The following is a 25,970-nucleotide window of genomic DNA, read 5'->3' on the forward strand; positions in this document are numbered from 1 at the left end:
GGCCGCTGACGGCAACCCGGTAAACCGGCAAGCCCGGAGCAAATTTTCAAATTTGCTTCAAAATCTCCATATACATTAGCTTTTATATGAAAGTGTTAGTAGTAGAAGATAGTAAAGAAATCGCCAGCAGTATTCATGACTTTCTCGTGAGGGAAGGATATATCTGTGAGCTGGCATATAGTTTTGACGAAGCACAGGAGAAATTGTTGCTGTATTCATATGACTGCGTACTGCTCGATATCATGTTGCCGGACGGCAACGGGCTGGAGTTGCTGAAGTTCATGAAAGACCAGGGCATCCAGAGCGGCGTGCTCATTATTTCCGCCAAAGACGCCATGGACGATAAAATCAGAGGCCTGGAGGGTGGGGGAGACGACTACATCACCAAACCATTCCACCTGCCGGAGCTGCATGCCCGGCTCAGGGCCATCTACCGGCGTAAAAAATTGTCCGGCAGCAATATCATCACCTTTAATGAGATCACGCTCAATACTGATACGCTGGAAGCCACCATCAACGATATCCTGCTGGACATCACCCGAAAGGAGTTCGACCTGCTGCTGTACCTGGTGGTCAACAAAAACAGGGTGCTCTCCCGGCAGTCGATAGCCACCCACCTGTGGGGCGACTATACCGATAATTTAGCTAATTTTGATTTTGTATATCAGCATATCAAAAACCTTCGCAAGAAAATCAGCGCGGCAAACGGAGCAGATTATATAGATACGGTGTATGGCCTGGGTTATAAATTTAATGCTTCCAAAGTATGAAACTGGTTGATAAATTTACATTGTGGTTTCTGGGCGTGATTGTGATCACCACCCCCATCACTTCTTATATCTGTCTGAATAATATAGAGAGAAAGATCGATGACGTGGAGATTGCCCGCCTGAAAATAGTCAATACAAAAGCGGCGGCCCGTATGGCCGATGGCACGACGGTCAACATACCGCGGGACGCTTCCTTCACCACCTTTACGCTGTTACCGGCCCTGCCAGCAGACAGCTTCCGCATCAGAAAAGATGCAGACCCTGACGGCAATCACAAAAGCCTGGAAAGCCGCCTCACAGTGAGCACTTTCATGACCATCAACGGTAAACCGTATGAAGTCACTACCTCCAGCTATATCCCGGCTTCCCGCCAGATACTGAACGCCATCATGGACACGGTAGCGTGGAAACTGCTATTGATCATTGTCTGTGTGGCAGTGTCGGCGCGCTTCCTGTCGCAACGCATCCTGCATACGCTGCGGCTCACCATGAAAAAAATACACAACTTCGACCTGAAGAAAAAGATCACCTTCCCACAGACCAATACAGAGGAATTCAAGGAGCTGAACACCTTCCTGAAGAAGATGACGGACAAGGCTGTGGAAGAATATACAGCGGTGAAACAGTTCAGCGAGAACGCGTCGCATGAGCTGCAAACGCCGCTGGCGGTGATACGTGGCAAACTGGAACTGCTCAGCGAAACCAATATCGATGAAGACCAGGCTTCCCTGCTGGCAGATATGCACCACGCCATCGAAAAACTGTCGAAGATCAACCGTTCACTCATTCTCCTTTCTAAAATGGAGAACAACGAATTTGCGGTGACGGAACATATCAAATTCTGCCGCGTGGCCAAAGATGTGCTGGCAGCTTATGAAGACAGGCTGGAGATGAAAAACATTCAGGTAAAAAGGGAACTGGACAAAAATATCCAGCTCCGGATACACCCCGTGCTGGCAGATATGCTGATGAACAACCTGCTGGGCAATGCTATCCGCCACAATGTGCAGGACGGCATGATCCACGTCATCCTGAAGCAGGAAAAACTGGTCATCAAAAATACCGGTCTTCCGCCGGAAACCCCGACGGAAGAACTGTTTGAACGTTTCCGCAAAAGCAACCAGTGCAGCGAAAGCGTGGGCCTTGGCCTGGCCATCGTAAAACAGATCTGCGAGGTGTGCGACTTTAAAGTGTCCTATAAATACAAGGCGCCGCTGCATATTTTACAGGTCGACTTTTGTCCGGGAAGTGTCATTAACGAAGCGGAACAAGATAAATTTGAAACGGCGGCGGTTGTGACCGCGTAGCAAAATATTCAGCTGGATTCGCTGAAATTATTCATGGGCAAGGCTTTCGGTCTTGCCCATTTTTATTTTCCCTTCGGGAGCAAAAAAATGAATACTTCAAAATTGCTTCAAAATGATGGAGTCTTTTTGTATCCGGATTAACAACTTTAGTTCATACCATGCTGCAAAATTCTCCCTACATGATTGGAAATAAATACTGGCTGATCCTTCTTTTTCTGATTGGTGTTCATTCAACTTCCGTGAAAGCCCAGCAGGTACTTACATTGAAAGATGCTATTCAAACGGCGATTAATAATTACGGTACCATTAAGGCTAAATCCAATTATGCTGCTGCTTCTAAAACCAGCATAGATCAGGCAAAGAGAGACTATCTGCCTAACCTCAACGTATCAGCGCAACAGGACTACGGGACCATCAACGGTCAAAATGGTCCTATGTACGGCTTCGGCGGCCTCGCTGCCGCTTCTTCCGGCGCTCCGCTGCCGGAACAGAACTGGAACGCCGCTTTTGGTGGGCTGTATCTGACGAATATCAACTGGGATTTCTTCGCTTTTGGCCGCGCCAAAGAAAAAATAAAAACAGCAGAAGCAGTTGCTGCCCGGGACAATAAAGACTGGCAACAAGAGATATTTCAGCACGAAGTAAAGGTGGCAGCTGCTTACTTAAACCTGGTGGCCGCGCAGAAACTGACGCTGTCCTACCAGAAGAACCTGAGCCGGGCAGACACTTTCCGCCAGGTGGTGGTCACCCGCGTGAAAAATGGCCTGAGCGCCGGCGTAGACTCCTCACAGGCCAACGCTGAAGTGTCCAGCGCCAAAATAGCGCTCACCCGCTCCATCGATTTTGAACAAACGCAGGCCAACCAGCTGGCGCAGCTGATGGGCGTGCCTCCCGGCCGTTTTACGCTCGATACGTTTTTTGTGTCCCGCGTGCCGGCGCTGCTGAACGATACGGCAGCTATTGAAAGCCACCCGCTGCTGCAATGGTATAAAAGCCGCATCGCCCTCAGCGATGAGCAGTCCAGATACTACCGTACACTGATGTACCCTGCCTTTTCACTGGTAGGTGTGCTCCAGACCAGGGGCTCCGGCTTTGACGCCACCTATGGCGCACAAAACCTCAACGCCTATACGCATGGCTACTGGGACGGCGTAAAACCCACCCGCACCAACTACCTGATAGGCGTAGGTGTTACCTGGAACCTCACACAGCCACTGCGCATCTCCCGGCAGGTGAAAGCCCAAAAGCAGATCAGCACCGGGCTACAGGCAGAATATGATCTGGCGGACCAACAGCTGCGGGCACAGATGCAACTGTCGGACACAAAGATCGCCAACGCGCTGGACAACTACCACGAAGTGCCGTCACAGGTGAAAGCCGCGTCTGACGCATATCTTCAGAAATCCGTCCTGTACCGCAACGGCCTCACCAACCTGGTAGACGTGACACAGGCGCTCTATGCCCTGATCCGTGCGGAAACAGACCGCGACATCGCGTATAGCAACGTATGGCAGGCGCTGTTGCTCAAAGCTTCCGCCTCCGGAGATTTTAACATGTTTGCAAAAGAACTCTAACGAATGGATATAGGTGGCAGGCCATCAACGGCAAGCCACCAGGCCAATGACATTAAACAGATAGTATGAACCTTATTCGTTTCGCACTTCGTAAACCTATCACCATCATGGTGCTGGTTGCTGGTTTGTTCTTCTTCGGTATCAAAGCGGTCACCACGATCAAAATTGATATCTTCCCGAAGCTGGATATGCCGGTGATCTATCTTTCCCACCCATTTGGCGGATATACCTCCACCCAGATGGAATCCTTCTTCGGTAAACAATACATTAATATCCTCCTGTTCGTGAACGGGGTGAAAAGTGTGGAGACAAAGAACATCCAGGGGCTCACACTCATCAAGATCAACTTCTATCCCGGTACCAACATGGCGCAGGCGGCCGCGGAAGTGAGCGCCTTCTCCAATCGTATCCAGGCAATCTTTCCGCCTGGTTCCAACCCGCCTTTCATCATCCGTTTCGACGCCTCCACCTTGCCGGTAGGACAGCTCGTGCTCAGTAGCGACAAGCGCAGCAACAATGAACTGCTCGACCTGGCCAACGTGTACGTGCGCTCTTCCTTTACCTCTATTCCCGGTCTGGTTGGCTCTACACCGTTCGGGGGCAACATGCGTACCGTCGTGATCAAAGCCGACCCCGAGCTGCTGCGTTCCCACAATATGACGCCCGACCAGCTGGTGGAAGCCCTGCGGCTTAATAACCAGACGGCTCCTTCCGGTAACGTCCGTATCGGTGATAAGAACTATCTCACTCCGGCAAACACCACCCTGAAAGCCATCAAAGACTTTGAAGATATTCCCCTGTTTAAAAGCGGGGTGCAGAACCTTTACCTCCGGGACGTGGCCACTGTGGAAGATGGTGCGGACGTGAGCACCAGCTATGCGCTGATCAATGGCAAACGCTCTGTATATGTGAGCATCGCCAAGGCCGCTGACGCATCTACCTGGGAAGTGGTGCAGAACCTGAAAAAAGCATTGCCCAGGATACAGGCGCAGTTGCCGGATGACGTAAAACTGAGCTACGAATTTGACCAGTCCACCTATGTGATCAATTCCGTTAAAAGCCTGTTGTCTGAAGGAGCGATCGGCGCTATCCTTACCGGTCTGATGGTATTGCTGTTCCTCGGCGATGCCCGCGGAGCGCTGATCGTGATCCTTACCATTCCCACCTCTATCATCTCCGGTATACTGTTTCTCAGCCTGTTCGGGCAAACCATCAACATCATGACGCTGAGCGGTCTGGCCCTGGCTATCGGTATCCTGGTGGATGAAAGTACGGTGACGATCGAAAATATACACCAGCACTTCGATCTCGGCAAACCCAAGGCACTGGCCATCTGGGACGCCTGTAAGGAAATCGCTTTCCCGAAACTGCTGATCCTGTTTTGTATCCTCGCCGTGTTTGCCCCGGCCTTTACCATGGGCGGCATCCCCGGCTCCCTGTTCCTTCCGCTGGCCCTGGCCATTGGTTTCAGCATGGTCGTGTCTTACTTCCTGGCGCAGACCTTTGTGCCGGTGATGGCCAACTGGATCATGAAATCCAAACATCACCACAAAAAAGACGGCCGTGTGATGACCGATGCGGAGGAATTTGAAGCGGCCGGCCTCGCTGCCGGTGAGGAAGGCAATACCTGGAGCCAGAAGAAAGCGCTGGTGGAAAGGGAAGACAGCAACCGTGACGGTAAAGTCGGCCGTTTCGAAAAAATACGTGCCCGTTACCTGCGCTTTATCGATCGTATGATGCCTTACCGCAAAGTGATCGTGGCAGCTTACCTGGTCATCTGTGGGCTCGCCGTGGCATTACAGATGAACACCATCGGCCGCGACGTACTGCCGAAAGTAAACAGCGGTCAGTTCCAGGTGCGGCTTCGTCAGCCGGACGGCACCCGTATCGAACAAACGGAAAAGAAAACCATTGAGGTGATCAATGCAGTGAATGATATCGTAGGAAAGGAAAACGTGTCTATCACCTCCGCCTTTGTAGGTACCCACCCGCAGCTGTTCTCCACTGCGCCGATCTTCCTCTGGATGGCCGGCCCGCAGGAGTCTGTATTGCAGGTGGCGCTGAAGGAAGATTACCATGTTAATCTCGACGAGCTGAAAGATAAAATCCGTGATCGTGTGAAAAAGATCGATCCGGTGATGAAGTTATCTTTCGAACCCATTGAGCTGACAGATAAAATCCTTAGCCAGGGTTCGCCTACCCCGATCGAAGTCCGCTTCTCCGGCAGGAATAAAAAGCAGAACCTGGAATATGCCCTGAAGATGGTAGACAAGCTCAAACAGGTCCCTTATCTGCGCGATGTGCAGCTGGGGCAGGCGGTGAACTATCCGGCATTGAATATCAATATAGACAGGACAAGGGCAGCTCAACTGGGTGTGGACGTGGGAGATATCTCCCGTTCCCTGATCGCCAGTACTTCTTCTTCCCGCCTGACAGAAAAAAACATCTGGGTGGACGAAAAAGCCGGTCTCAGCTACAACGTACAGGTACAGGTACCGGAAAGTAAACTTACTTCTCAAAATGACATCGGTGAAATACCTTTGCTGAAGAATTCAACCCGGCCTATCCTGAGTGATGTAGCTACCATTACTCCTGAAACCACCTATGGGGAGAATGACAACCTGGGCGCCATGCCGATGCTAACGGTAACGGCTAACCTGAACAACAAAGACCTGGGCAGCGCGTCCACAGAGGTGCAGAAAGCCATTCACTCCCTCGGTGAACTGCCCCGCGGCCTGAACGTAGACCTGATCGGCCTTAGCAGTACCCTGATAGATACGTTGGGCAGTCTGCAAAGTGGCCTGCTGGTGGCGGTAGTGGTGATCTTCCTGATGCTGGCGGCCAACTTCCAGTCGTTTAAAGTCTCTGCGATCGTTTTGGCCACCGTACCGGCGGTATTGCTCGGCTCCCTGTCGCTGTTGATGATGACCGGTTCCACACTGAACCTGCAGTCCTATATGGGAATGATCATGTCAGTGGGCGTGTCTATCTCCAACGCGGTACTGTTGATCACCAATGCGGAGCAAATCAGGAAAACGAACGGCAACGCCCTGGTATCGGCAAAAGAAGCCGCCGCGCTGCGTATGCGCCCTATTGCCATGACCGCCCTCGCGATGGTAGTAGGCATGATCCCGATGGCCAGCGGGCTGGGTGAAGCAGGTGACCAGTCGGCGCCACTGGGCCGTGCCGTTATCGGAGGACTGATCGCTTCCACCTTTGCCGCCCTGTTCATTTTACCGCTGGTATTTGCATGGGGACAAGGGAAAACATCAACAACAAGTGTTTCGCTTGATCCGGAAGATGAAGAAAGCACACATTATATTCCCATGAAAGGATAAACCGGAAAAAGCATCAGCATAAATATTACCATGAGAATTACAGGAAATAAATATCATTTTATGAAACCAGCATCAAAATTTGCCCTCATATTTTTATCAGTTGGTGTGTCTGCCATGGCCCTGCAGAGCTGTAGCTCCACAGAAGCTAAGGACGACAAAGAGCATAAGGAAGGCGCAGCAGCTGCTGCGCCCGCTCTGGAAGCTTTTACCCTTCAACAGGGACAACTGTCTACTTCCATAAAAATTCCCGGTGAATTGGTGGCTTTTCAACGGGTAGACCTATACGCTAAGGTGAGCAGCTTTGTTAAAAAGCTGTACGTGGACGTGGGCAGCGAAGTGAAAGCCGGCCAGCTGCTGGTGACCATGGAAGCACCGGAACTGAACTCACAGTTGTCCGGCGCCGAATCCCGCCTCAAATCCCAGGAAGCGATTTACCTCTCCAGCAAAGCTACCTATGACCGCTTGCTGGAAACCAGCAAAACACCCGGCACCGTGTCCCAGAACGATCTGGACATCGCCTACGCCAAACAGAAGTCAGACCTGGCCCAGCTGGATGCTGCCAAAGCGTCTTACCGCGAAGTAGGGGATACCCGCAACTACCTCGAAATACGCGCGCCCTTCAGTGGCGTGATCAGCCGCAGGAATGTGAGCGCAGGCGCCTATGTAGGCCCTGCCGGTAAAGGCTCCGACCTGCCTATCTTCACCCTGCAGGAACAGAAAAAACTGCGTCTGGTAGTAAGTATCCCCGAAGCATATAACAGTTATCTGAACGATAACAGCGAAGTGAAATTCACCACCAAGTCCATGCTCAACCAGACATTTACTGCCAAAGTAAGCAGGTTGTCCGGCGCACTCGACGAGCGGCTGCGTTCCCAAAGCATCGAAATGGACGTGATCAATGATAACAAACAACTGCTGCCGGGTATGGTGGCCGAAGTATCCATTCCGCTCACCGGCAACCATGCAGGCGCCTTTGTGGTGCCGTCCAAAGCGGTGCTCAACTCCACACAAGGCGTGTTTGTGATCAAGGTGATTGACGGCAAAGCCCACTGGGTACCGGTAAAAACCGGCCGTAAAACAGATGACCAGACAGAAGTATTCGGCGATCTCGCACTGAATGATACCCTTATCAAAGTAGCCAGTGAGGAAATAAGAGACAGCTCGGCGATCAAACACGTAAACGTGGCAGGCGCTAAGTAACAGCACGGCATTTCACTGGAACATTGTGGCCCTCATGCGATGCATGGGGGCTTTTTTATGAGACAGGAAAGCTGATATGATAGCGATGGGACAGATGGTTGATGAGCTTTGTCAGTAACTGCTTGCCGATGACCGGAAGGGTGAGCAGCTCATCATAAAAATACTCATGAAACCGATATCGTGATGAATAATATTCCAGCGCTTCATCGGCGCAGGTGAGGTAGATGATACAGCCTGGATGCAGTCTTCTGATGGTATGAGTAGTCTGTCTGACAATGTCGAAATCACCGTCACTGTTGTGGCAATGCAACACGACAAAGTCGGGAAACTGATGCCGGAACTTTGCTTCGAAATTATCATCTACCTCGGTAGGGATAGTTATCAAGTGGTTTAGAGCAAGTGTAGACTGTAGTATCCCGCCCATCCGCTGGTCGATTGCGATCATCCCTTTGATGCCGGGAACGTCTTGATGTAATCGCAACAGGTGTTTTCGCCGGTGTGCTAGTACCGTTACTACCTGAGGCAAAAAGGCTGGCGAAAGATAGTTGTCAAATCGAAAGTCATATAATGACGGAGGAATACGAACAAACCAGGGTGGAAGCGGACCGGCAAAAAAACGTTGTATCACAATCAGGCTGATTGGATGCTTGCGCCGGGCAATTGTAACCATACGCCTTGTCCGCAATATCTCCTGCCATGAGCGGTCATTGCAGCCAATGAGAACAGCGTCAACGGCGTGGGACTTAACTTCCGATAAGAAAGACCGGTAATCGGCAGTTCGTAATGTATGTGGGTAACTGTGCGCAAGATTGTCAATATACGGGTTGCCCGCATTGGTAGGGTCAAAGCAAAGTACCTGCATGTTATGAATAAGATTGCGCAAGAGATCCCTGCATCCGGAGGAGTATCCTGTTGATGCCTGTACGTAGTTCATGCTGCCGTATGGTTACAGCGTCGATGGTTTGTTGGTATCGGTCGGGATCATCCAGTCCGTTTTTCTGTAGTTTAATAATAATATCCAATAGATCGCTTTTAATGAAATGGGCACAATCCTTAAATCCTGCATTGTCGAAATGAATACGCAATGATGCGTAGGTAGTCTTCAATTCCCGTCGTAGCAATTCCAGCTCGGCATTTCTTTTTTGTTTACTGGTAAGATCGAACAATTGAATTAATGCCCGTAGTTCATCCTTCGTTTCCTGGACTACGGTGGTATATTGTTGAAGTGCGTCCCCCAGTTGGTCAATGTTCCCTGTGGAAAGTTCGGTAGTAGCACGACGCGCCTCATTGGCCCGGGTGATATCTTCTTTATACCGGAGGATTTTTAGTTTGCTGCGCCTTAGGTAAAAAATTGCGAAAATGGTTGTCAGGCTGGGTATAACGATTGAAAGTACTTTTAATAATTCCATATTTTCGGAGGATATGTATCAAGGTATAGTTTCATTCTGTTTATCTCATCACAGACAATAGGTACTGTTGAAAGTAAAGAAAATTGTATTTCATGGCACAATTTGTTTATGGCGGCGATGTCTTTGCCGTTTTCGACGATGATTAGATTATGTAACTGTCCCAGCTTGTTGCCTTGTTGTGTAAGCCCCAGGCCACGAATGTCGGCTTTGAGGCGATGGGCAAATACGGCGGCGTTTTGCCAATCATTTTCCAGCACTGAAACCTGCAGTTCCGCTAATGCAGTAGGATAGTGTGAAAGCGTAAACTCGAAAATATCCAGAGCGTAGTCGATGTCGTTTTGATAAAGGTCCAGTAAAAACGTAATGTCAAAATGTTCGCTGAACTCGAACACTGGGTCTTGATTCATTTACAGTCGATTTGATACCGGCAATATCAGTTTTCAATTTTTATTTTTTGTTTAAATCGTCATAATTTAAACGGATTAACAAATACGAGTCTCCCCCTTACACACAAATGCCCGGGCGCTTCCAAAGCACCCGGGCATCATTTATTTATAGCGAAAGCACTACTCGTCAGACTGTTCCAGCAGACTGATCTTCACCCGCTTGTACATACTTTTTTCATCGAGCGCACGCTCCAGTTCACCCATTACCGTGAGTAAACTGGCGCTGGCCTGCTCCAGCCACTTCCGGTTTTCTTCCCGGATAACGTTCAGCAGTGGACTGATCTTCCGGTGCATCTGCTTACCGGCGGCCGACAACGATATCAACCGGCGGCGTTTGTCCCGGCTGTCGGCGGTGGTTTTGATCAGTCCCTGCGCCAGCAACTGATCTACAAACTGCACTACGGCAGGGTGGGTTAGCTGCAAGGCTTCGGATATTTCAGTGACGCTCAACTGCTTCTGCCGCACCAGTAGTTCCAGTATCAGGAACCACCGCGCTTCAAAGTCCAGTCCGGACTCCTTATATATCCTGCTTATATCCTGGGACAGGCGCTCGCTGAGCCTTTTAAGCCGTGTGGCCAGCGCCAGTTCTTCCAGTTCATTTACCAGATTCATGCAGCCAATTTAGCAAAATTATCCGGCCCGGCGTTTTTCCTCTTCGGCGCCACCGGCCTTTTTATTACCGCCGCCGGAACCATTACCGCCGAATTTGTAGTTGAACGTTATGGTGAATACCCTGCTGTCCCTGCGCTGGAAGAAGGTTTCACCGTAGCCGGTCAACCGGGTGACGGCGTTGGTGTAGTTGGTAAAGAACACGTCGGAAAGGTTCAGTTTCACCGATGCTTTTTTGTTCCATAACTGCCGTTGTGCGCCGATGCCCATAAACCATACGCCTTTCACGTCCAGGAAACCATAATAGGTGCGGCTGTTATAGGTGGCGGTCAGTTCCATCGTGGTATTGGGACTGATGGTGATACTGTTGATGCTGTTGAGGTTAAAGGAAACCCTGCTGGCATTCAGATGGGTGTTGGCCAGATCGCCTTTGTATTCGCCATAGTAGGCCAGTGCTTCGTTGGTGCTGTTCCACCACCGTCCAACGGTGAAGGGTACACTGAAACTTATATTGTAATAATTGTACCGGGCGAGGTTATGACCGGTTTGAATAACGCTGTTGGGCTCTTTGTCGGGAGACAGTACCTCCAGGATATTATCGGTGGTGGTACTAAAGCCCAGTTTGGTGATGTATTTCTCTTTGAAGGTATGTGTCAGCTCGAAGGAGTTGGTGATCTCCGGTTTCAGATAGGGGTTACCGGTAGAATAGGTCAGCGGATCAAGGAACACTTTGAACGGGTTCAGCTCACGATAGGAAGGCCGGTTGATGCGACGGCTGAGTGATATGCCGAGATCATGTGTTTTGTTGAACGCATAACCAACGTACCCGCTGGGGAAGAACTGCGTATAGTTGCGGTCAAAGTTTTCCTTATTGGTGACCTGTAATCCTTTGGCGATCGTGTTTTCCACGCGAAGGCCCAGCTGTATGCTCAGACGCGCCCACTTTTTGGAAGCATTGAGATAGGCGGCATTGATGTTTTCATCATATACAAACCGGTTGCTTTTACCGGTGTCCAGTATGTCTGTTCCGCTGCTCCGGTCAAAAAAACGCACATCATTGTCCGCTTTAACCCAACTGCTTTTAATACCGGCGTCCAGCCGCGCGTCTAGGCTTTTCAGGGGTTGGGTATAATCTGCTTTGACGGACTTGATGCTGAGCTCTCCGGAGAGGTTGCCGAACAGCCGGTAATCGGGTTTCGACTGCCCCTGTTGCAGGTCAAAGTAAGACGTCCGGTAATTTTGCAGTTCATCGTTGCTGAAACGCGCGTAGTCGAGATCTACGGACAACTCTTTTCCGCTGCTGTCCAGCCGGTGTTTATAATTCAGGTTGATGCTTCCGTTGTTTCTTTGTGGATGGTTATCTCCGATGGTAGTGAATGAACCGGTTTTTTGTTGTTGTATGTCGAAGGATTCCGCCCTGCTGTCGGACGTGATGTTGCCTTTGTTAAAGATGCCGTTGGCCACTACGCCGACGGTGATGTCCGGTGTGATGTTATAGTCTGCGCCGAGCCTGGCATTGTGGGTGTTAAAGCCAAGCCGGAAAAAGTTGTCGTAGTTGATGCCGCCTGTGTAATGGCCGGCGGCATCATAAAACTGCCGTTCGATGGTGAGGTCATTCATAAACTGCCGGTAGTTGTAGTTATAGGAACCGAACAGGTTGACCTTTTTCATCTTGCTGTTGAAGTTGACAGAAGGATTTATTTTAGGGTACACACCTTGTCCGTAGCTGAGGGATACGTTACCGTTAGTGCCGCTTTGGTGGCCTTTGCGAAGCCGTATGTCAATGATACCGGCGTTGCCGGCAGCGTCATATTGGGCGGATGGATTGGTGATCAGGTCTATTTTTTCTATCTGGTTGGCCGACAGGTTGCGCAACAGGTTGGCCAGTTCCTGCCCCGACATGGGCACCAGTTTGCCGTCCATCATTACCAGCACGCCTTGTCTGCCACGCATCGCGATATTATCATTCTGATCTATCGTGATGCCGGGCGCTTTTTCCAATACTTCCAGCGCGGTACTGCCGGCGGCGGATATGGAGCCGGCCACGTTAAGGGTGGTTTTGTCATACTGTTGCTGTATGAATGGTTTGGCGGCCGTCACATTGGCTTCGCGCAGCGTGGTGGTAGTGGTCTGAAGCCGAATTGTGCCGAGTAGTGTGTTTTTGTTGAGTGTAACAGTGGCCGACAGCCAGGGTGTATAGGCCATGCTCTGGGTGGCTATCAGGTATTGCCCTTCGGGCAGATGATCGAAGGAGAAGGCTCCCTGTGCGTCGGTGTATTCCAGCTTGACCAGCTTCTTGTCTGCTGCCTGCAACAGTTGTACCACCACATCCCGTGCGGGAGTATTGTCCGTCGTGGCGAAGGTGCCTTTAATACTGTAAAATACGCCGCCAGCCTGGCCGAATGTTTTATTTGTGTAAGTAGTAACGTAAATGAAAAAGATAAAAGTAAACAAATATGACAGTCTCATTGGGGCTTTTGGTGGCAAAAGAACACCGATAATCGTAATTACTTACATAAATATTTATTGCCGGTCGCCGGCCTTGATGGATGGAGCTGTTTTGTAAATTTCAGTGAATTGCCGGGCGGACTATTGTGCAGGGGGAGGGGTGGCATTGTCTTCCACACAGTTATCCTTGCGGCGGGTATCAATTACATACTGGATTTTCCATTCTTTCCCCAGCTTCACCAGCTGAAAGGAGTTGACGCCACAATGATGGAACTTGCCCTGGTGATAGAAGCGATAGGGCGTCCATACGGAAGCCAGGTGGTCATCTGTCTGTATAGCGCCATAGGTGATACGCTCGTCGAGGTCGCCCTTGGGCGTACCCGCAATGATGCTGGCAAAACGTTCTACTGATACATTCTTTACCGTAGTGCCGCCTTTATGCTCATCAATGGTCTGAAACACGGCAGTAGGGGAAAAACACTCGCGGAGCGCCACGCTGTCGCTGTTATGCATGGCGGTAAACATCTTATCGATGGTTTGTTTCACCCCGGAAGTTTCAGATTGGGCCTGCAAGGCGTTAACAACAAAAAGGGCTGGCAGGGTCAGGTACAGATAGCGCATCTTTTTTAAATCTAAAATACGCTATTTGGACTGTTTCTGGTCTGCGGCTTTGAAATACTGCCGGATATGCTCCACAAACTGCCGTATCAACGGATTGTTCTTGTCCAGGCAAGCAGCTCTCCAGGTCCGCTTGCGCATCGGCGTTTGCAAAGGCAGGGTAATAAGGTCCCGGTGTTGCAGATAAGGCGCAATGGCCCAGGTGGCAAAAATGCCAATCCCCATGCCTGCCCGGATCATCTCCACAATAGCTTCGGTGAGCTGCAGCCGGGTGATGGCTTTAGGCCGCGACTCCCGGAAAAAGTCCCGCATCATATTATGGGTGCCGGCTTCTTCTGCTACATCATAGGAGAGCAGGTGCTCTGTGGCAAAGTCTTCTGCCGTCAGCGATTTTTTATGCCCAACGAACGGATGGTTACGCGGCAGCACCACCACCACTTCATCGTGAAAAAGCGTATGCGTGTGTACACCGGCGGGAGCGGCGTTGTCACTGATAATCGCCACGTCGAGTTCCCCGTTCAGCAGATAATTCAACGGCTTCTGCGTAGCTGCCGCCACAATGCTGATCTCTACATGCGGGTGCTTCGATTTTAATTCGGTGATCACCCGCGGCAACCAATGATAACAGGTGTAACATTCCGTGCTGATACGTAATGTCTGTAATTTGCCTTTACGATAAGCCTGTATGTCTTCCTGCAGGCGCGTCAGCTGCGGCAGTATATTGGTGGCGCTCTCCATCACCCTGCGACCGGCAGCCGTCAGCAACAGCTTTTTGTTGACCCGCTCAAACATCGGCAGGCCTGTTCTTTTTTCCAGGTCTTTCAACTGATGGCTCAGGGCCGACTGTGTCAGGTACATTTTCCCGGCCGCCCGGGTAAGCGAACCCTCTGCTACGATATGGGACACCAGCTGAAGATCGTTTGTAGTGATCATGAGTAGTTTTCATCAAAAGTAAGAAAAGTATTCATTTTTCTCATGTTTGACCGGTGACTACCTTTGATCAACAAAATTCATAGGTATATGGAAACAGCTATCAAACATTTTACAGGGCAACAAGTGGAGGATGCATTTGAACTGGCCAAGGCCACACAGCGGCCATTGCTGATCGATTTCTGGGCAGACGGTTGTAAAGGGTGCCAGCGCATGGACGCGGTGACATACGAAGATGAACAGGTACGCGATTACCTGGAACAACATTACGTGCTGGTGAAATTCAATGTGAAGGAAGTGACCAAAGCATTCGCCACCAAATACCTGACGCGGGCGCTGATATGGGCACCCGCTTTTTTCATGTATGCACCGGATGGTAACGTGCTACGGGAAGCTACCGGATATTTGCCGCCACACCAGTTGCTGCCGGAACTGACGATCGGCAGGGCATTGCTGGCCATGCGCCGCGGCAAGCCGGCAGACGGTATCCCGCTGCTGAAAGGGCTGGTCTCTGAAGACCTGCACCCTGCGCTGCATCAGGAGGTATTGTACTGGCTGGGGGTGGCTGCCTTCTTTGCCGAAGGCAAATCGTTCGACGCGTTGGTACCCTATTGGCGTGAGTTACGGGAAACTTACCCAGGCACTATCTGGGCCGAACGGGCAGATACCTTCCCTGCATAACGCGGACACTTTTCCGGCATAACCTCGTATGCCGCTAAAAACGTAGGCGCCTCTCCGTTGCTAACGGAGAAGCGCCTACGCTTGTATGGTCACAAAGCAACCATCCCATAAAACAACCTTTCATTCGTAATTTCTAATTCATCTTCGGGCTGGTTTCAGGCAGGATTGCAGAAAATCCAGATAAGGTTGTTCCTCGTTTTCAAAAAGTTTGTCCCCACCGAGCATATGCGCGCGCAGCAGGTATTCACGGGCGTCCCAGTGTTCTTCCAGCTCCAGCAGCACCTCTCCAAGGCGCATCAGTACAAAGGCGTTGGTCTGTCCGTCTTCTGCGGTATTGGCCCTGGCAGCTTCGAGATAGGGCAATGCCTGGTGGTAGTCCCGCATCAGAAAAAAGGCATCACCGATGGCGGCATTTAAAGTAAGGCTCTGGCCAAATGCCGTTTGCGGACCAGGAATCTGTTTCAGTGCCCTTATCCAGGCGCGGGCGGCCTTTTCATAGTTGCCGGCGGCAAAGGCGCTGTGGCCCTGCTGAAGCAGCGGCTGCATATGATCTATAATGAACGGATGCAGTTCAAATGGTTCCGGCGCGGGGTACTGCTGCGCAGGCTGCAATACTTCCTGTTGAAAACGTTCCATCACCACGGCATCCGGCATCTGCGGATTGGTAAAAAGGTCCCAGTAAAATGGCGCCAGCCCTTTGAAGTCCCATTTGCGTGCGCCGTAATTACGGACCATCCGCAGTATGGTCCTGGCTTCTGCTGGCTTGCGCAAATAAAGCAAAGAAGCGGCAAACAGGATGTAAGGCCTGGGTTCATGCGCCGGTTCCGTGCAGGATTCTATGTCCGCCACCCAGAGCCCCGCGATATTGCTCGCCTCCTGTATACGGCCGGCATCCAGCAAACGCAGCAGATGATCGTTAAGCACCATCAGGGTACAGTTGGTATTAAATCGGGGAGCTGGCACCAACGCCCATGCTGCGGCTGTTTTGTCGGCAGCCAGCCGGATATCTGTGGCCTGCAGTGTGGCGGCTTCCTGGAGCAGTTCATGCAACATGTTTTCCAGTGCGTTGGGCAATGGTACGGTTTTTCTGATTTTTCTCTTAACCATAGATGCGGAGGTAGGTGTAAACAATACCTGAAAGATAACACCTAAATTATATGATGGATGTCAATTACGATCAGCGGTAAATCAGCATAACATGCGCTTAACAGGGATTACTCGTAAAGGGTGTATGATTAACGCTCGGTTAACACTGCTCCGGTGAAGCGATAGATAGCAATACAAGTTGTATTTTGTTTATTGTACCGATAAACTGTTTATCACCGTTTTTCTTCTTTTATCACCGTTTTCTTGTACCAGCGGCCACTGCACATGATGGCCGCACAAACGATTGTCACTTATGATTTCTCCTAATTCAATTCCCTGGTTTGCAAAAATGAGATCTGAAAACCCGGTCGTGTATGATCCGGAATTTGTTTTTTATTACGGCGTTAAAGGAGCATGGCAGATCTTTTCGCATAAAGAGGCCAAACAGGCGCTCGGCGATTACAACGCCTTCTCCAATTTGTTTATCCCTAACCTGGGACAGAATATCATGGGTAGAAACCTGAACCAGAGCGATCCTCCGGACCATAAGAAACTGCGTTCGCTCGTTGCGAAAGTGTTTGTGCCGTCCGTGATCTCCAAACATGCTGACTGGATCAGGCAACAGTGTGAAGAAATAATAGAACCATGGCTGGAAAAAGGGGAGATGGACTTTATCCATGATTTTGCCATCGCGCTGCCCAACCGTGTCATCGCTCAACTGCTGGGCATCCCGGCAGAAGACCATGCGCAGGTGCATCGCTGGGTAACTACCATTGTGACCAATGTAAACACCATGGAGGAAATGCAGGCTTCTTTCGCTGCACAGAAACAAATCGCGGACTATCTCGATAAGATGATAGAAATGCGCAGGGTAGAACCTAAAGATGATTTGATTTCTCACCTGTTGCAATCGGAAGTGAACGGAGAACGGCTCAACAACGAAGATCTGCTGGGCACGGTTGTAGGCATGTTCCTCGCGGGTTTTGAAACAACGTCTTCTTTACTGGGCAATATCGCTTATACTTTCTCCAATCATCCAGAGGTGCTGGAGCATTACCTGGAACACCCGGAAGATTTCGATAACATCATCAATGAAGTATTGCGGGTGTTGCCTTCCGCCAAATCCATGACCCGCGTTGCTAAGCACGACCTGGAGCTGGGCGGGCAGCAAATCAAAAAAGGAGACTACCTGAATATCTGGCTGATTGCGGCCAACCATGATCCGGCAGTGTTCCCTGAACCGGACAAGTTTGATTTCCGCCGGCCTAACCACGCAGACAGCCTGAGCTTCGGGCACGGCATCCATTATTGTTTTGGTGTGCCGCTGGCCAAGATGGAAACTGAAATTGCATTAAAGGTAGTGTTCTCCCGTATCAGGAAGCTCCAGATTAAAGAGGGGGCCCGGATTGAGATGACGCCAAGTACGATTATCACAGGCTTTACGGGATTACCGGTCACGTTTACAGCCGTGGGCGTATATCAGTAAGGGTTATATCTCGGAGTATCTGTGATGCTCCAGTAAAAGAAGCCGGCAACCATCGTTTCCAATCCATCCACATAGATCTGTATCCTTTTGTTCAGTTCTTCCCCAAAGTCAGGAAATGCCGCCCTGCAGGATACAAACTCTCTGATTTCATCATCATGAATAGATGCCGCCATCAACACTGCCTCTTCAAGGGTAGTGTTGTGGTGGTGTTTGAGCATCATCACCAGGTTATGCTCATCTCCATGCTCCAGTTCCTTGCGGAGGGAGAACAGGTCGTTGGCCCAGCATACCACTCTTCTGGCCAGCGACGTAAGATGTACCATGTCCGGATGTTGCAGCACATACATGGGTAACCATACGCCCGTGGCCAGTTCATTGATATCGGTGCCGATATTGGCCGCGGAGAAAAACAGGCGCATATGCATGTACTGTGCTACAGTAGGATGCCTTTCCCTGTTTTTGTTGTTTTTGGCTTCCCAGATGGCAGCTTCGAAGGTGGCTTGTACGCTGATCAGGAACTGCGACTGCCAGCTGGGCCTGCTCAGTGCGTCCAGTCGCACGCAGATGTCTGCCAGCGCATGAAAAAACTTGTTGTCAACAGGGGACACCTTGTATTTAAGCACGTAGGAGAAGCCGTCTATCAGCTGTTGCAGATAGTTCTCTTCCCGGATGTAGGCCGTCGACGGTGTAACATGGTCCAGCTGCTCGTCAAGCACGAAGAGCCAGCTATAAAGGTTGTCGATGCAGCACAACAATTCAAATCCTGCCTCGGGCATGGTACGGCAGGTCATCCAGGCCATTTTGTACCGGGCGAAATGGCGCTCTTCCTCCGGACTGTCGAGCAGCTGGTATTTGTGCAGGAATTCAAAGGTGTTGGATGCTACCAGTTCCACATATGGGCTAACGCTGGTAGGGAATGGGCAATACAGCCTCGGAATGACAATCTTAGCAGTTTCGGTTTGGTTCATAAATAATGTGCAAACGGTGATAAACAAAAGGGTACCTGTCGCACTGGTAAGGTGCGAAAATAGAAACGGAAAACGGTTGATATCTGCTTAAAACTAATTTTTAACGATTGCTCCTGTAAGTAGGTTTTTGACCAGCACATCAACAAGGATATGGAAATCGATTGGCTTGATCATATAAGCGCTGGCCCCCTCCAGCATTATTTCATCAATATTTGTTTCATCGGTATCTGCGGATGCGGCGATAACAGGGATATGTCTCAACGCAGGATTTGCTTTTAATTCCATCAGTACATCTTTGCCCGATTTTCCCGGAAGGCTCATATCAAGAATGATGGCATCCGGATGGTTGTGGGCTTTGAGCAGGGCTTCCTGGCCATTGTCGGCATGCATGATAGAGAAGCCGCGTTTGCTCAGCAGAAGCGACAGATAACGCTGGGTCATCACATCATCTTCCACCACGAGTATTTTTTTACCTTCAAAAGAAATGAGGTTGTTTTCTTTGACTTCCACCGTAGCGGATTTTATCTCCCCGGTAAACGGTGTTAACGGTAACGACACCACGAATTCCGTTCCGTCTTCCATCTCGCTGCGCACCTGGATATTGCCGCCGAGTATACGCACCAGGTGATGGGTAATATTGAGCCCAAGCCCGCTACCTTCCGCAAAATTGATGGTGGTGCGGGTAAACTCTTTAAACAGCGTCGCGATCCTGTCGGGGGAAATGCCTGCTCCCTGGTCCCTCACAGCGATGTACCAGTGCGTGTCGTCCCGGTAAAGGCGCAGGAAGATGGACGTATTGCTGCGGGTGAACTTAATGGCGTTCACCAGGATATTGTTAACGATCTTCGTCAGCTTGATACTATCTTCCACGATAGCGGTCGGGAAAGACTCCTGTACCTCCAGCTCTATTTTAACCCGTTTTTCATTGGCGAAATACTGGTAGATGTTCACGATGTTGTTGATCCAGCTGTAGAGAAGGATGGGCTCTTTTTTGACCTCGTCAAAATTGCCGGTGTCCAGCTTGCATTTGTCCTGCGTGTTGTTGATCAGGGTTTGCAGGTTGCGGCATGCCACGAACAGGTCTTCGTCCACCTTTTGCTCACTTTTGGCTTTGTCTTTACCGGACAACAGTTTCAGTTGCGCAATACTATATATGGCATTCAGCGGCGTTCTGAGTTCATGGGTCAGTTCCCGTACATAAATATTTTTAGCAGTGACCGCTTTTTCCAGATCGGCCGTTCTTTCTTTTACCTGATGTTCCAGTCTTGTGTTACTGGCATGCAACTCCTGATTCAGGGAGGTCAGTTGCTCGTTGCGCACTTTGATGGTCTGAAACAATTTGGCATTATAATGTACCAGGGTGACTAATGATATAGACGTCAGCGTTAGTACGGTAAAAGCCGTGCAATAGTAGATCAGGCTAAGCATTTCCGGGCTGAAGTCCTTGGGCGGTATCAGGTGAAAAGCGCGGTTCAGCTCCAGGAAAAGCAGGGTGGCCGCTGAAATAGCCAGACAATAGGTCTGAGCAGGCCCTACTTTAATAAAAGAAAGGCAGGAAATCAACAGAAAAAGCGTGAGCCAGATGGGGTCCACCGCTACCGACAGGATGCTGCCGAAATAAAGTGTCGATAAATTAATCGTTATCTGAAGCATAATGCCCGCCGCCACATGTTTCCGCTTTTTATTGAGGTACATGACCAGTCCAAACAATACATTGCCCAATAACGTCGCGATCAGAATACTCAGGTACCCGGAGTTAAGCCAATATGTAAGACCAAAGCCCGTACCCAATACGATCAGCAATAAGGTGACAATATTGATCTTGGAGATCCGGAAATTGAGTTCTTTTTCGTAGAAGTTACTCCTCCCTAAATGAGCGAGCGACCTGATAAAGACAACAATTGCTTTCATCTGGATTGTAAGTTTTTCTGGTGAGGTTACACTCGAGAATGTCATTAATGGTTACCCTGGGTGGCATTGGACTGGAGCCGATGATGAACTTCCATCCTGCATTTAGCTAAATTTAACAAAAACCTGTTAAATAAATGATAAATATTTCCACATATTTAAAGATTAACAAAAGCTTCTTGTAAAGTTAGCGGCTGACCCCGGATAATCTGAGGTAAAAATACAATATGTTATTGTAATAAACTGAAAACCAGATTTTTATTTTTATTTTAGGGAGATAAAAAAGGCCACCGTAACGGTAGCCATGTTATTGTCGGGGTGAAATTTTACGCACAATAAAGGGAAGATCGCGACAAATTCAGGTCGTCGGACCAGGCATGATCAGCTGATGCAGTTGCCGGTTAAACGCCTTAACATCGCCGCCAAGCCTGCTGAAAAATGCGAGATCAAACTTTTCCACTACGGCAACAGCCTGTTTCGTGAGCTGTTGACCGGCCGCTGTCAGCGCTACTGCCTTGGCCCGGGTGTCGGTGGCATGCTCCCTGCGTACAATCAGTCCTTTCGTCTGTAACGTCCGCAACACTGTTGAAGTTGTCATCGGGTCTACCTTGCTGTTTTGGGAAATGTCTATCTGTGTAACGCTTTCCTGGTGTTGCGACAGCCAAAGGAGCGTGGCCAGCAACACAAACTGCGCGTGGGTGAGGTCCAGCGGGGCCAGGATAGCCCTGATTTCCCGCTGCCATAAAGTGGTTACCTGCCATAACAGGAATCCGGAGCTGTCTTCTGCTTTCTCTACGCCAAAGGCGCTGTCGTTTGTTTTCATACTTACCGGTAGTTCGCTGTCCAAAGAAAAGATTTTTAACCGCCAATTCAAAACAAAAGCCATCAGAGCTTTCCGGCAGCTTCAATCTGCCGCTGCACATCTTCCTCCAGGCCCGCCACAATATTTTTCATGACGATCTTGTTCCACAACGGGGCCAATAAACCTTTCATCGTCATGGTGACTGTCAGCTTTAATCCTTCCGGTGTTACCTCATACCAATGTTCCCCGTACATTTTAGCCAGCGGAAAACGGGTGAGGTCTCGGAAATATTCATTGTTCCTCACTTCTTCCAGTTGTATCCGCACTTTGGGCCCGCCCTGCGGCTGCAACGTAAAGTACTGGCCGGTCTCAAAACGGCCATGCAGCAGGGAAGAGGTCACACCGGTATCCCAGCTTTTCCAGTTGTCAATGTCAGATATGAGTTTCCAGATCTGCGCCTGTGTAACGGCGGTAGTGGTCAGTGAATAGGAATGCTGTATCATATGGATTGTTATTATAAGTGTAAAGATAATAAGTATACTTAGTATATCAAAATGGATTTTAAATCAAGATAAGAATATCAGGTGATCATCTCTTAGAAATGAATGTTATCGGGCACTTCGCAATGTCCGGTGAAGTAGGTGCGCGCATAACCGGCCATCTTCACATGGTCGCCTTCATCTGTGCAGTACAGGGTACCGCCACGGTCAGACAGCTGCCTGGCCAGCAGTTCCTTCTTATGAAGGCGCCCGCTCCAATAAGGTATCAGCGAGCAATGGGCGGAACCGGTCACCGGGTCTTCAAAAATGGAAGCCTGCGGCGTAAAGAAACGGGACACAAAGTCGCAGTCCTGTCCCCGGGCCGTGATCACCACGCCGCCAGGGTCCAGGTTGATACGGTCCAGCAGCTGACGGTTGACCTGTATCTGTCGTATATCCGTTTCCGTTTCATATACCAGCACATAGTCCCGCGCCTGTAAAACGGCCACGGGCATACGGTCGAGCGATTCGGCTATCTCCGGCGGCAACACCGTGGGCACGGGCTTGCGTGCCGGGAAGGTCAGCGCGTACCGTTCCCCTTCAAACGTAACTTTCAGCAAGCCGCTGCGGGAATAGAAATGCAGCGTATCACCGGCATAGGCATGCAGGGTACGGATGGCATGGGCGGTAGCCAGCGTGGCATGGCCACAGAGGTCCATTTCTATCTCCGGGGTAAACCACCGTAAGGCATACCCATCGTCCTGCGGCAGAAAAAAAGCCGTTTCCGCAACGGCATTCTCGAGGGCTATCTGTAATAACAATTCATCCGGCAGCCATTCCTCCAGGGGCATCACACAGGCGGGGTTCCCGCCGAAAAGCCGGTCGGTGAAGGCATCTATCTGGTAAAGTGGTAATTGCATGGTCTCCTATATATATACTATTTCGTCTTTTGTGTTCCTTTATTAATAAGCCATACCAGCCCGCCGATAATAATCAGCAGAATGGGCAGCAGTATGACCAGCGCCATCAACGCCTGCAGCCATACGGAGTGAAAGAAGCCAAGGCTATAAAACCCGCCGCCCAGCAACAGCAAACTGAAAACCACCCAGCAGCCGATCAGTAGTTTATAGCCCAACGGGAGCGGCCGGTCGGGGCGGCTCTTTTGCTGGTAGTCCACAATTTCCGGTGTATTGCGGTAGTGGCCGGAATAGTCATAAAACTGCTTGCGGCCAATGGCTTCCCAGCCGGTGGTATCAGGGATGGCCGGCCTGAAATAGGCTTTGTTGCCGGATACATGCGTGTAGAAGTCCAGCAGCTCGCCGATGAACTGGTTCACGTTGACATAAAAACCGCTGAATTCCTCCAGGTCGATATACAGCATGTTGTCATGGGACGGCACGGTGGCAAGATAAGCCCGCCAGTCGTCATAAAGCGGCAACAGGGCAGGATACACCCGCTCTACATAGGAGCGGTGGGCGGCGGCATTATGAAGGGCCTCGTCCAGCGGTATCCGGATATCAGTGTCTACATAGCTGTCTTCGGGCGCATTATCGTCTTCTTCATCGTCCCCGCCGGCATACAAGGTCTGAAAAGCCGGCTGCACCTGCTCTATGTCTTTCCTCTTCAGTAACAGTAACCAGAAGTACGCCAGGCTGTTGTTGCCTTCAAACAATACTTCCTGCTGATCAGGAGCGGTCCTGATGGTTAAATAGGTCCTGTTGCCCATGTGTGAATGTTTGTTTCGGGTTTGATACTATCAGCATACAAAAATCATCTGTCCGGACTGTAATACCGGCTCACTGTAACCTGTTGTAAGGATACTACACTTTTCTCTGATAAACAATGTTTTTGGGGCGTGTTCCGTTCTATTCGCTGCCTGCGCTGTCAACAGGTATTAATAATAAGTGGTAAACCCGGTATTTGGTTCATTCCGGCGGAAAAATAATCCCTTTTTAATGCGGTAATGGCGCAATCGCCATGGCTGTTGTTATTTCCGCCACGATGAATTTTAGCAGCGTTGCGTGGGTATGATAAGGGTAACGCGAACGCCTGTACGTCCTTCGCCGGCTTTGTCAGTGATGGTCAGGGAGGCCAGTTTGCCGGTCTGTATGCTCAGTATTTTCAGCCGTTCCTGCGTAATAATGCTTGACAGGGAATTCTTCTCCTTGTTTTTGGCCGGCTGCAGGCCCTGGCCGTTATCTTCTATAACGCAATGCAGCAGGTCGCCCTGCAGTTGCAGGGTAATGGCAATATGGCCGCGATGGGCAATGTTGCGCATGCCATGCTGGATGGCATTTTCCACAAACGGTTGCAGCAGCATCGGAGGGATACAGATACCACTGCTTTCTTCGGAAGGAATATCGTGGATCGTATAGCCGAAGAGGTTATCGAAACGGACGGCCTGGAGACTGAGGTAGTTTTCCAGCGCTTCGGTTTCCTGTTGCAACCGCACGAGGTTGTGGCGCGAGTTCTCCAGGTTAAGCCGTAGCAGCCGCGCAAATTTATTGAGGTATTTGACTGACTTTTCTTTTTCATCCCGGCGGATGAAGCTCTGTAATACGGACAGGGTATTGAAGATAAAATGCGGCTCCATCTGGCTGCGCAGCAGCCGTTGTTCCAGCTCGATGCTCATTTTCTGGGTCACCAGTTTACGCTGCCGTATCAGCAGGAAGGTGATCAGCAGGCCAAGTACCAGCAGGATAATGATGATCAGCAATATGACCTGCTGCTGGCGGGCAATGATGGCCTGGTTGTTATACTGCCGGCTCAGGTCCTGCGTTTTATGCTGTTGTACTTTGAGTTCGTTCAGGGCCTGTATCTCCACAATTTTTCTGAGCTGCCTGTCTTCCTGCTCGGCAAGGGCCGTTTCGGCGGCTGAATCGAGGTAGCGGACGGCGTTTTTGTAATCGCCTTTATCATAATACACCTGGTAGATGCCGTTGAAAGCAACGCTCATATTGCCGTTGTTATTGGCCTGGCGGGCTTTTTCAAGGGCTTTGTGCAGGTATTGCAGGGCCAGCGGGTAGTCCTTTTTTTCCTGGTGCAGCTGCCCGTAATTGATATATTCCTGGAAACTGACTTTATTGATTTTTTCTTTGATGTTAAACGCTTTTTCCATCAGGGCATGTCCCCGCGGTTTGTCGCCTGTTTTCTCGTACAGCACGCCCAGCGCGCTGTACACGGTGGCCAGGCGAACCGTGTCGGGTTGTTGCAGGGCGTATTGCAGGGCGCTGTCCTGGTACTGGAGCGCCTGCCGGTACTGATGCCGGCGTTCGTAGATGCGTGACCGTTCTTCCATAAAAAGAGAGAGCCGGAAGTAGTCATCGGCCGCCGGGTAGCTGTCCCGCGCCATAGCGGCATAGGTCTCTGCCTTGTCGTAGTCGCCGAAACGGAAGTAAATTTCTGCCGCGAGGTCATATACGCGCCAGCTGCCGGCATACTGATATTTTTCTGCCAGGGCAATGAGATGGAACAGGCGGGTGAAAGTGCTGTCATCGATTTTGCTGGCCAGTCGTATCTGTAGCAGCCCCAGTTGCTGCAGGATGACCAGGTCTGCCAGTTGACTGGTGTCCGTCGGTTTGACCGGCAGCATGCGCGTGAAGCTGCTGATGGCCGCCTGGTTACTGTCGGCATACCAGTAATGCATGCCTTCAAGGTAATAATAATAGCCGCTGGCAACGGGGCCAGCCTGCAAGGCGCTGCCTTTGAGCCGTGCCAGCCGGTCCATGGCCTGTGGCCCGTCCCAGTTTGCACCGGAGTCAATCAGGTGCTGTAGTTCTTTTACTACCGGTGCCGCAGCAACGTCTGCGGGGCCTGAGGGCTGCTGGTCAGCAGATTTGGGGCGGCACGCGCAGAAGGTGCAGCAAAAACATATAAATAATAAAATCGCTTGTCGGCCTATATGCATGTAC

Annotated in this window: 22 protein-coding genes; 7 read left to right on the forward strand and 15 right to left on the reverse strand. The window is 50.4% G+C overall.

Features of this window, described 5'->3' with window-relative positions; all coding sequences use genetic code 11:
* Positions 1-86: 86 nt before the first annotated feature.
* The 5 genes from HGH92_RS25905 to HGH92_RS25925 all read left to right on the forward strand — a co-directional run bounded on the left by HGH92_RS25905 (position 87) and on the right by HGH92_RS25925 (position 8,189).
* Positions 87-770 carry a response regulator transcription factor gene (locus HGH92_RS25905; RefSeq protein WP_168873714.1) on the forward strand — a complete coding sequence of 228 codons (684 nt, stop codon included), beginning with the start codon at positions 87-89 and terminating at the stop codon, positions 768-770.
* Positions 767-2,077 carry a sensor histidine kinase gene (locus HGH92_RS25910; protein ID WP_168873715.1) on the forward strand — a complete coding sequence of 437 codons (1,311 nt, stop codon included), beginning with the start codon at positions 767-769 and terminating at the stop codon, positions 2,075-2,077. Before HGH92_RS25905 ends, HGH92_RS25910 begins: the two co-directional genes overlap by 4 nt.
* A 179-nt stretch (positions 2,078-2,256) precedes the next feature.
* Positions 2,257-3,651 carry a TolC family protein gene (locus HGH92_RS25915; protein WP_168873716.1) on the forward strand — a complete coding sequence of 465 codons (1,395 nt, stop codon included), beginning with the start codon at positions 2,257-2,259 and terminating at the stop codon, positions 3,649-3,651.
* A gap of 65 nt (positions 3,652-3,716) precedes the next feature.
* Positions 3,717-6,989 carry an efflux RND transporter permease subunit gene (locus HGH92_RS25920; RefSeq protein WP_168873717.1) on the forward strand — a complete coding sequence of 1,091 codons (3,273 nt, stop codon included), beginning with the start codon at positions 3,717-3,719 and terminating at the stop codon, positions 6,987-6,989.
* 60 nt (positions 6,990-7,049) lie between these two features.
* The gene (locus HGH92_RS25925; RefSeq protein WP_247655051.1) at positions 7,050-8,189 is read left to right on the forward strand and encodes an efflux RND transporter periplasmic adaptor subunit; all 1,140 of its coding nucleotides are present in this window, start codon (positions 7,050-7,052) and stop codon (positions 8,187-8,189) included.
* A gap of 55 nt (positions 8,190-8,244) precedes the next feature.
* Here the strand turns inward: HGH92_RS25925 and HGH92_RS25930 are convergent, their stop codons facing one another.
* The 7 genes from HGH92_RS25930 to HGH92_RS25960 form a co-directional block, all read right to left on the reverse strand.
* Positions 8,245-9,123, reverse strand: a complete 879-nt coding sequence (locus tag HGH92_RS25930; RefSeq protein WP_168873719.1) for a hypothetical protein — start codon at positions 9,121-9,123, stop codon at positions 8,245-8,247.
* Positions 9,053-9,598 carry a hypothetical protein gene (locus HGH92_RS25935; protein ID WP_168873720.1) on the reverse strand — a complete coding sequence of 182 codons (546 nt, stop codon included), beginning with the start codon at positions 9,596-9,598 and terminating at the stop codon, positions 9,053-9,055. The genes HGH92_RS25930 and HGH92_RS25935 overlap by 71 nt, the downstream gene beginning before the upstream one ends.
* Positions 9,586-10,005 carry a hypothetical protein gene (locus tag HGH92_RS25940; RefSeq protein WP_168873721.1) on the reverse strand — a complete coding sequence of 140 codons (420 nt, stop codon included), beginning with the start codon at positions 10,003-10,005 and terminating at the stop codon, positions 9,586-9,588. Before HGH92_RS25940 ends, HGH92_RS25935 begins: the two co-directional genes overlap by 13 nt.
* 159 nt (positions 10,006-10,164) lie before the next feature.
* Positions 10,165-10,656, reverse strand: coding sequence for a MarR family winged helix-turn-helix transcriptional regulator (locus HGH92_RS25945; RefSeq protein ID WP_168873722.1), 492 nt, complete (start codon positions 10,654-10,656; stop codon positions 10,165-10,167).
* A gap of 18 nt (positions 10,657-10,674) precedes the next feature.
* Positions 10,675-13,122, reverse strand: coding sequence for a TonB-dependent receptor domain-containing protein (locus HGH92_RS25950; protein WP_168873723.1), 2,448 nt, complete (start codon positions 13,120-13,122; stop codon positions 10,675-10,677).
* Positions 13,123-13,242: 120 nt separating this feature from the next.
* Positions 13,243-13,722 (reverse strand): nuclear transport factor 2 family protein, encoded by a 480-nt coding sequence (locus HGH92_RS25955; protein WP_168873724.1) that lies wholly within the window; start codon positions 13,720-13,722, stop codon positions 13,243-13,245.
* Positions 13,723-13,743: 21 nt separating this feature from the next.
* The gene (locus HGH92_RS25960) at positions 13,744-14,652 is read right to left on the reverse strand and encodes a LysR family transcriptional regulator (RefSeq protein ID WP_168873725.1); all 909 of its coding nucleotides are present in this window, start codon (positions 14,650-14,652) and stop codon (positions 13,744-13,746) included.
* Between the two features lie 87 nt (positions 14,653-14,739).
* On the opposite strand from HGH92_RS25960, the gene HGH92_RS25965 reads away from it, so the two are divergent.
* Entirely contained in the window at positions 14,740-15,330 is a 591-nt protein-coding gene (locus tag HGH92_RS25965; protein ID WP_168873726.1) for a thioredoxin family protein, read from the forward strand.
* Positions 15,331-15,468: 138 nt separating this feature from the next.
* Here the strand turns inward: HGH92_RS25965 and HGH92_RS25970 are convergent, their stop codons facing one another.
* Positions 15,469-16,437, reverse strand: coding sequence for a tetratricopeptide repeat protein (locus tag HGH92_RS25970; RefSeq protein WP_168873727.1), 969 nt, complete (start codon positions 16,435-16,437; stop codon positions 15,469-15,471).
* Positions 16,438-16,765: 328 nt separating this feature from the next.
* Between HGH92_RS25970 and HGH92_RS25975 the strand changes: the two genes are divergently transcribed.
* Positions 16,766-17,902 carry a cytochrome P450 gene (locus HGH92_RS25975; RefSeq protein WP_168873728.1) on the forward strand — a complete coding sequence of 379 codons (1,137 nt, stop codon included), beginning with the start codon at positions 16,766-16,768 and terminating at the stop codon, positions 17,900-17,902.
* On the opposite strand, the gene HGH92_RS25980 is transcribed toward HGH92_RS25975, so the two are convergent.
* From HGH92_RS25980 to HGH92_RS26010, 7 genes are all read right to left on the reverse strand, one after another.
* Positions 17,896-18,870: a terpene synthase family protein gene (locus tag HGH92_RS25980; protein ID WP_168873729.1), complete on the reverse strand. Its 975-nt coding sequence runs from the start codon at positions 18,868-18,870 to the stop codon at positions 17,896-17,898. The genes HGH92_RS25975 and HGH92_RS25980 overlap by 7 nt on opposite strands.
* A 93-nt stretch (positions 18,871-18,963) precedes the next feature.
* Positions 18,964-20,781 (reverse strand): hybrid sensor histidine kinase/response regulator, encoded by a 1,818-nt coding sequence (locus tag HGH92_RS25985; protein ID WP_168873730.1) that lies wholly within the window; start codon positions 20,779-20,781, stop codon positions 18,964-18,966.
* 355 nt (positions 20,782-21,136) lie between these two features.
* Positions 21,137-21,625, reverse strand: a complete 489-nt coding sequence (locus HGH92_RS25990) for a MarR family winged helix-turn-helix transcriptional regulator (RefSeq protein ID WP_211092750.1) — start codon at positions 21,623-21,625, stop codon at positions 21,137-21,139.
* 38 nt (positions 21,626-21,663) lie between these two features.
* A complete protein-coding gene (locus tag HGH92_RS25995; protein WP_168873731.1) occupies positions 21,664-22,083 on the reverse strand; it encodes an SRPBCC family protein in 420 nt (139 codons plus the stop codon).
* Between the two features lie 92 nt (positions 22,084-22,175).
* Positions 22,176-22,979 (reverse strand): PhzF family phenazine biosynthesis protein, encoded by an 804-nt coding sequence (locus HGH92_RS26000; RefSeq protein ID WP_168873732.1) that lies wholly within the window; start codon positions 22,977-22,979, stop codon positions 22,176-22,178.
* Between the two features lie 17 nt (positions 22,980-22,996).
* Complete coding sequence (locus HGH92_RS26005; protein ID WP_168873733.1) at positions 22,997-23,785, reverse strand: hypothetical protein; 789 nt, start codon at positions 23,783-23,785, stop codon at positions 22,997-22,999.
* Between the two features lie 282 nt (positions 23,786-24,067).
* Positions 24,068-25,966, reverse strand: coding sequence for a histidine kinase (locus HGH92_RS26010; RefSeq protein ID WP_168873734.1), 1,899 nt, complete (start codon positions 25,964-25,966; stop codon positions 24,068-24,070).
* Between the last annotated feature and the right edge of the window lie 4 nt (positions 25,967-25,970).

Origin of the sequence: Chitinophaga varians (assembly GCF_012641275.1) — a bacterium.
Classification (GTDB): domain Bacteria; phylum Bacteroidota; class Bacteroidia; order Chitinophagales; family Chitinophagaceae; genus Chitinophaga; species Chitinophaga varians_A.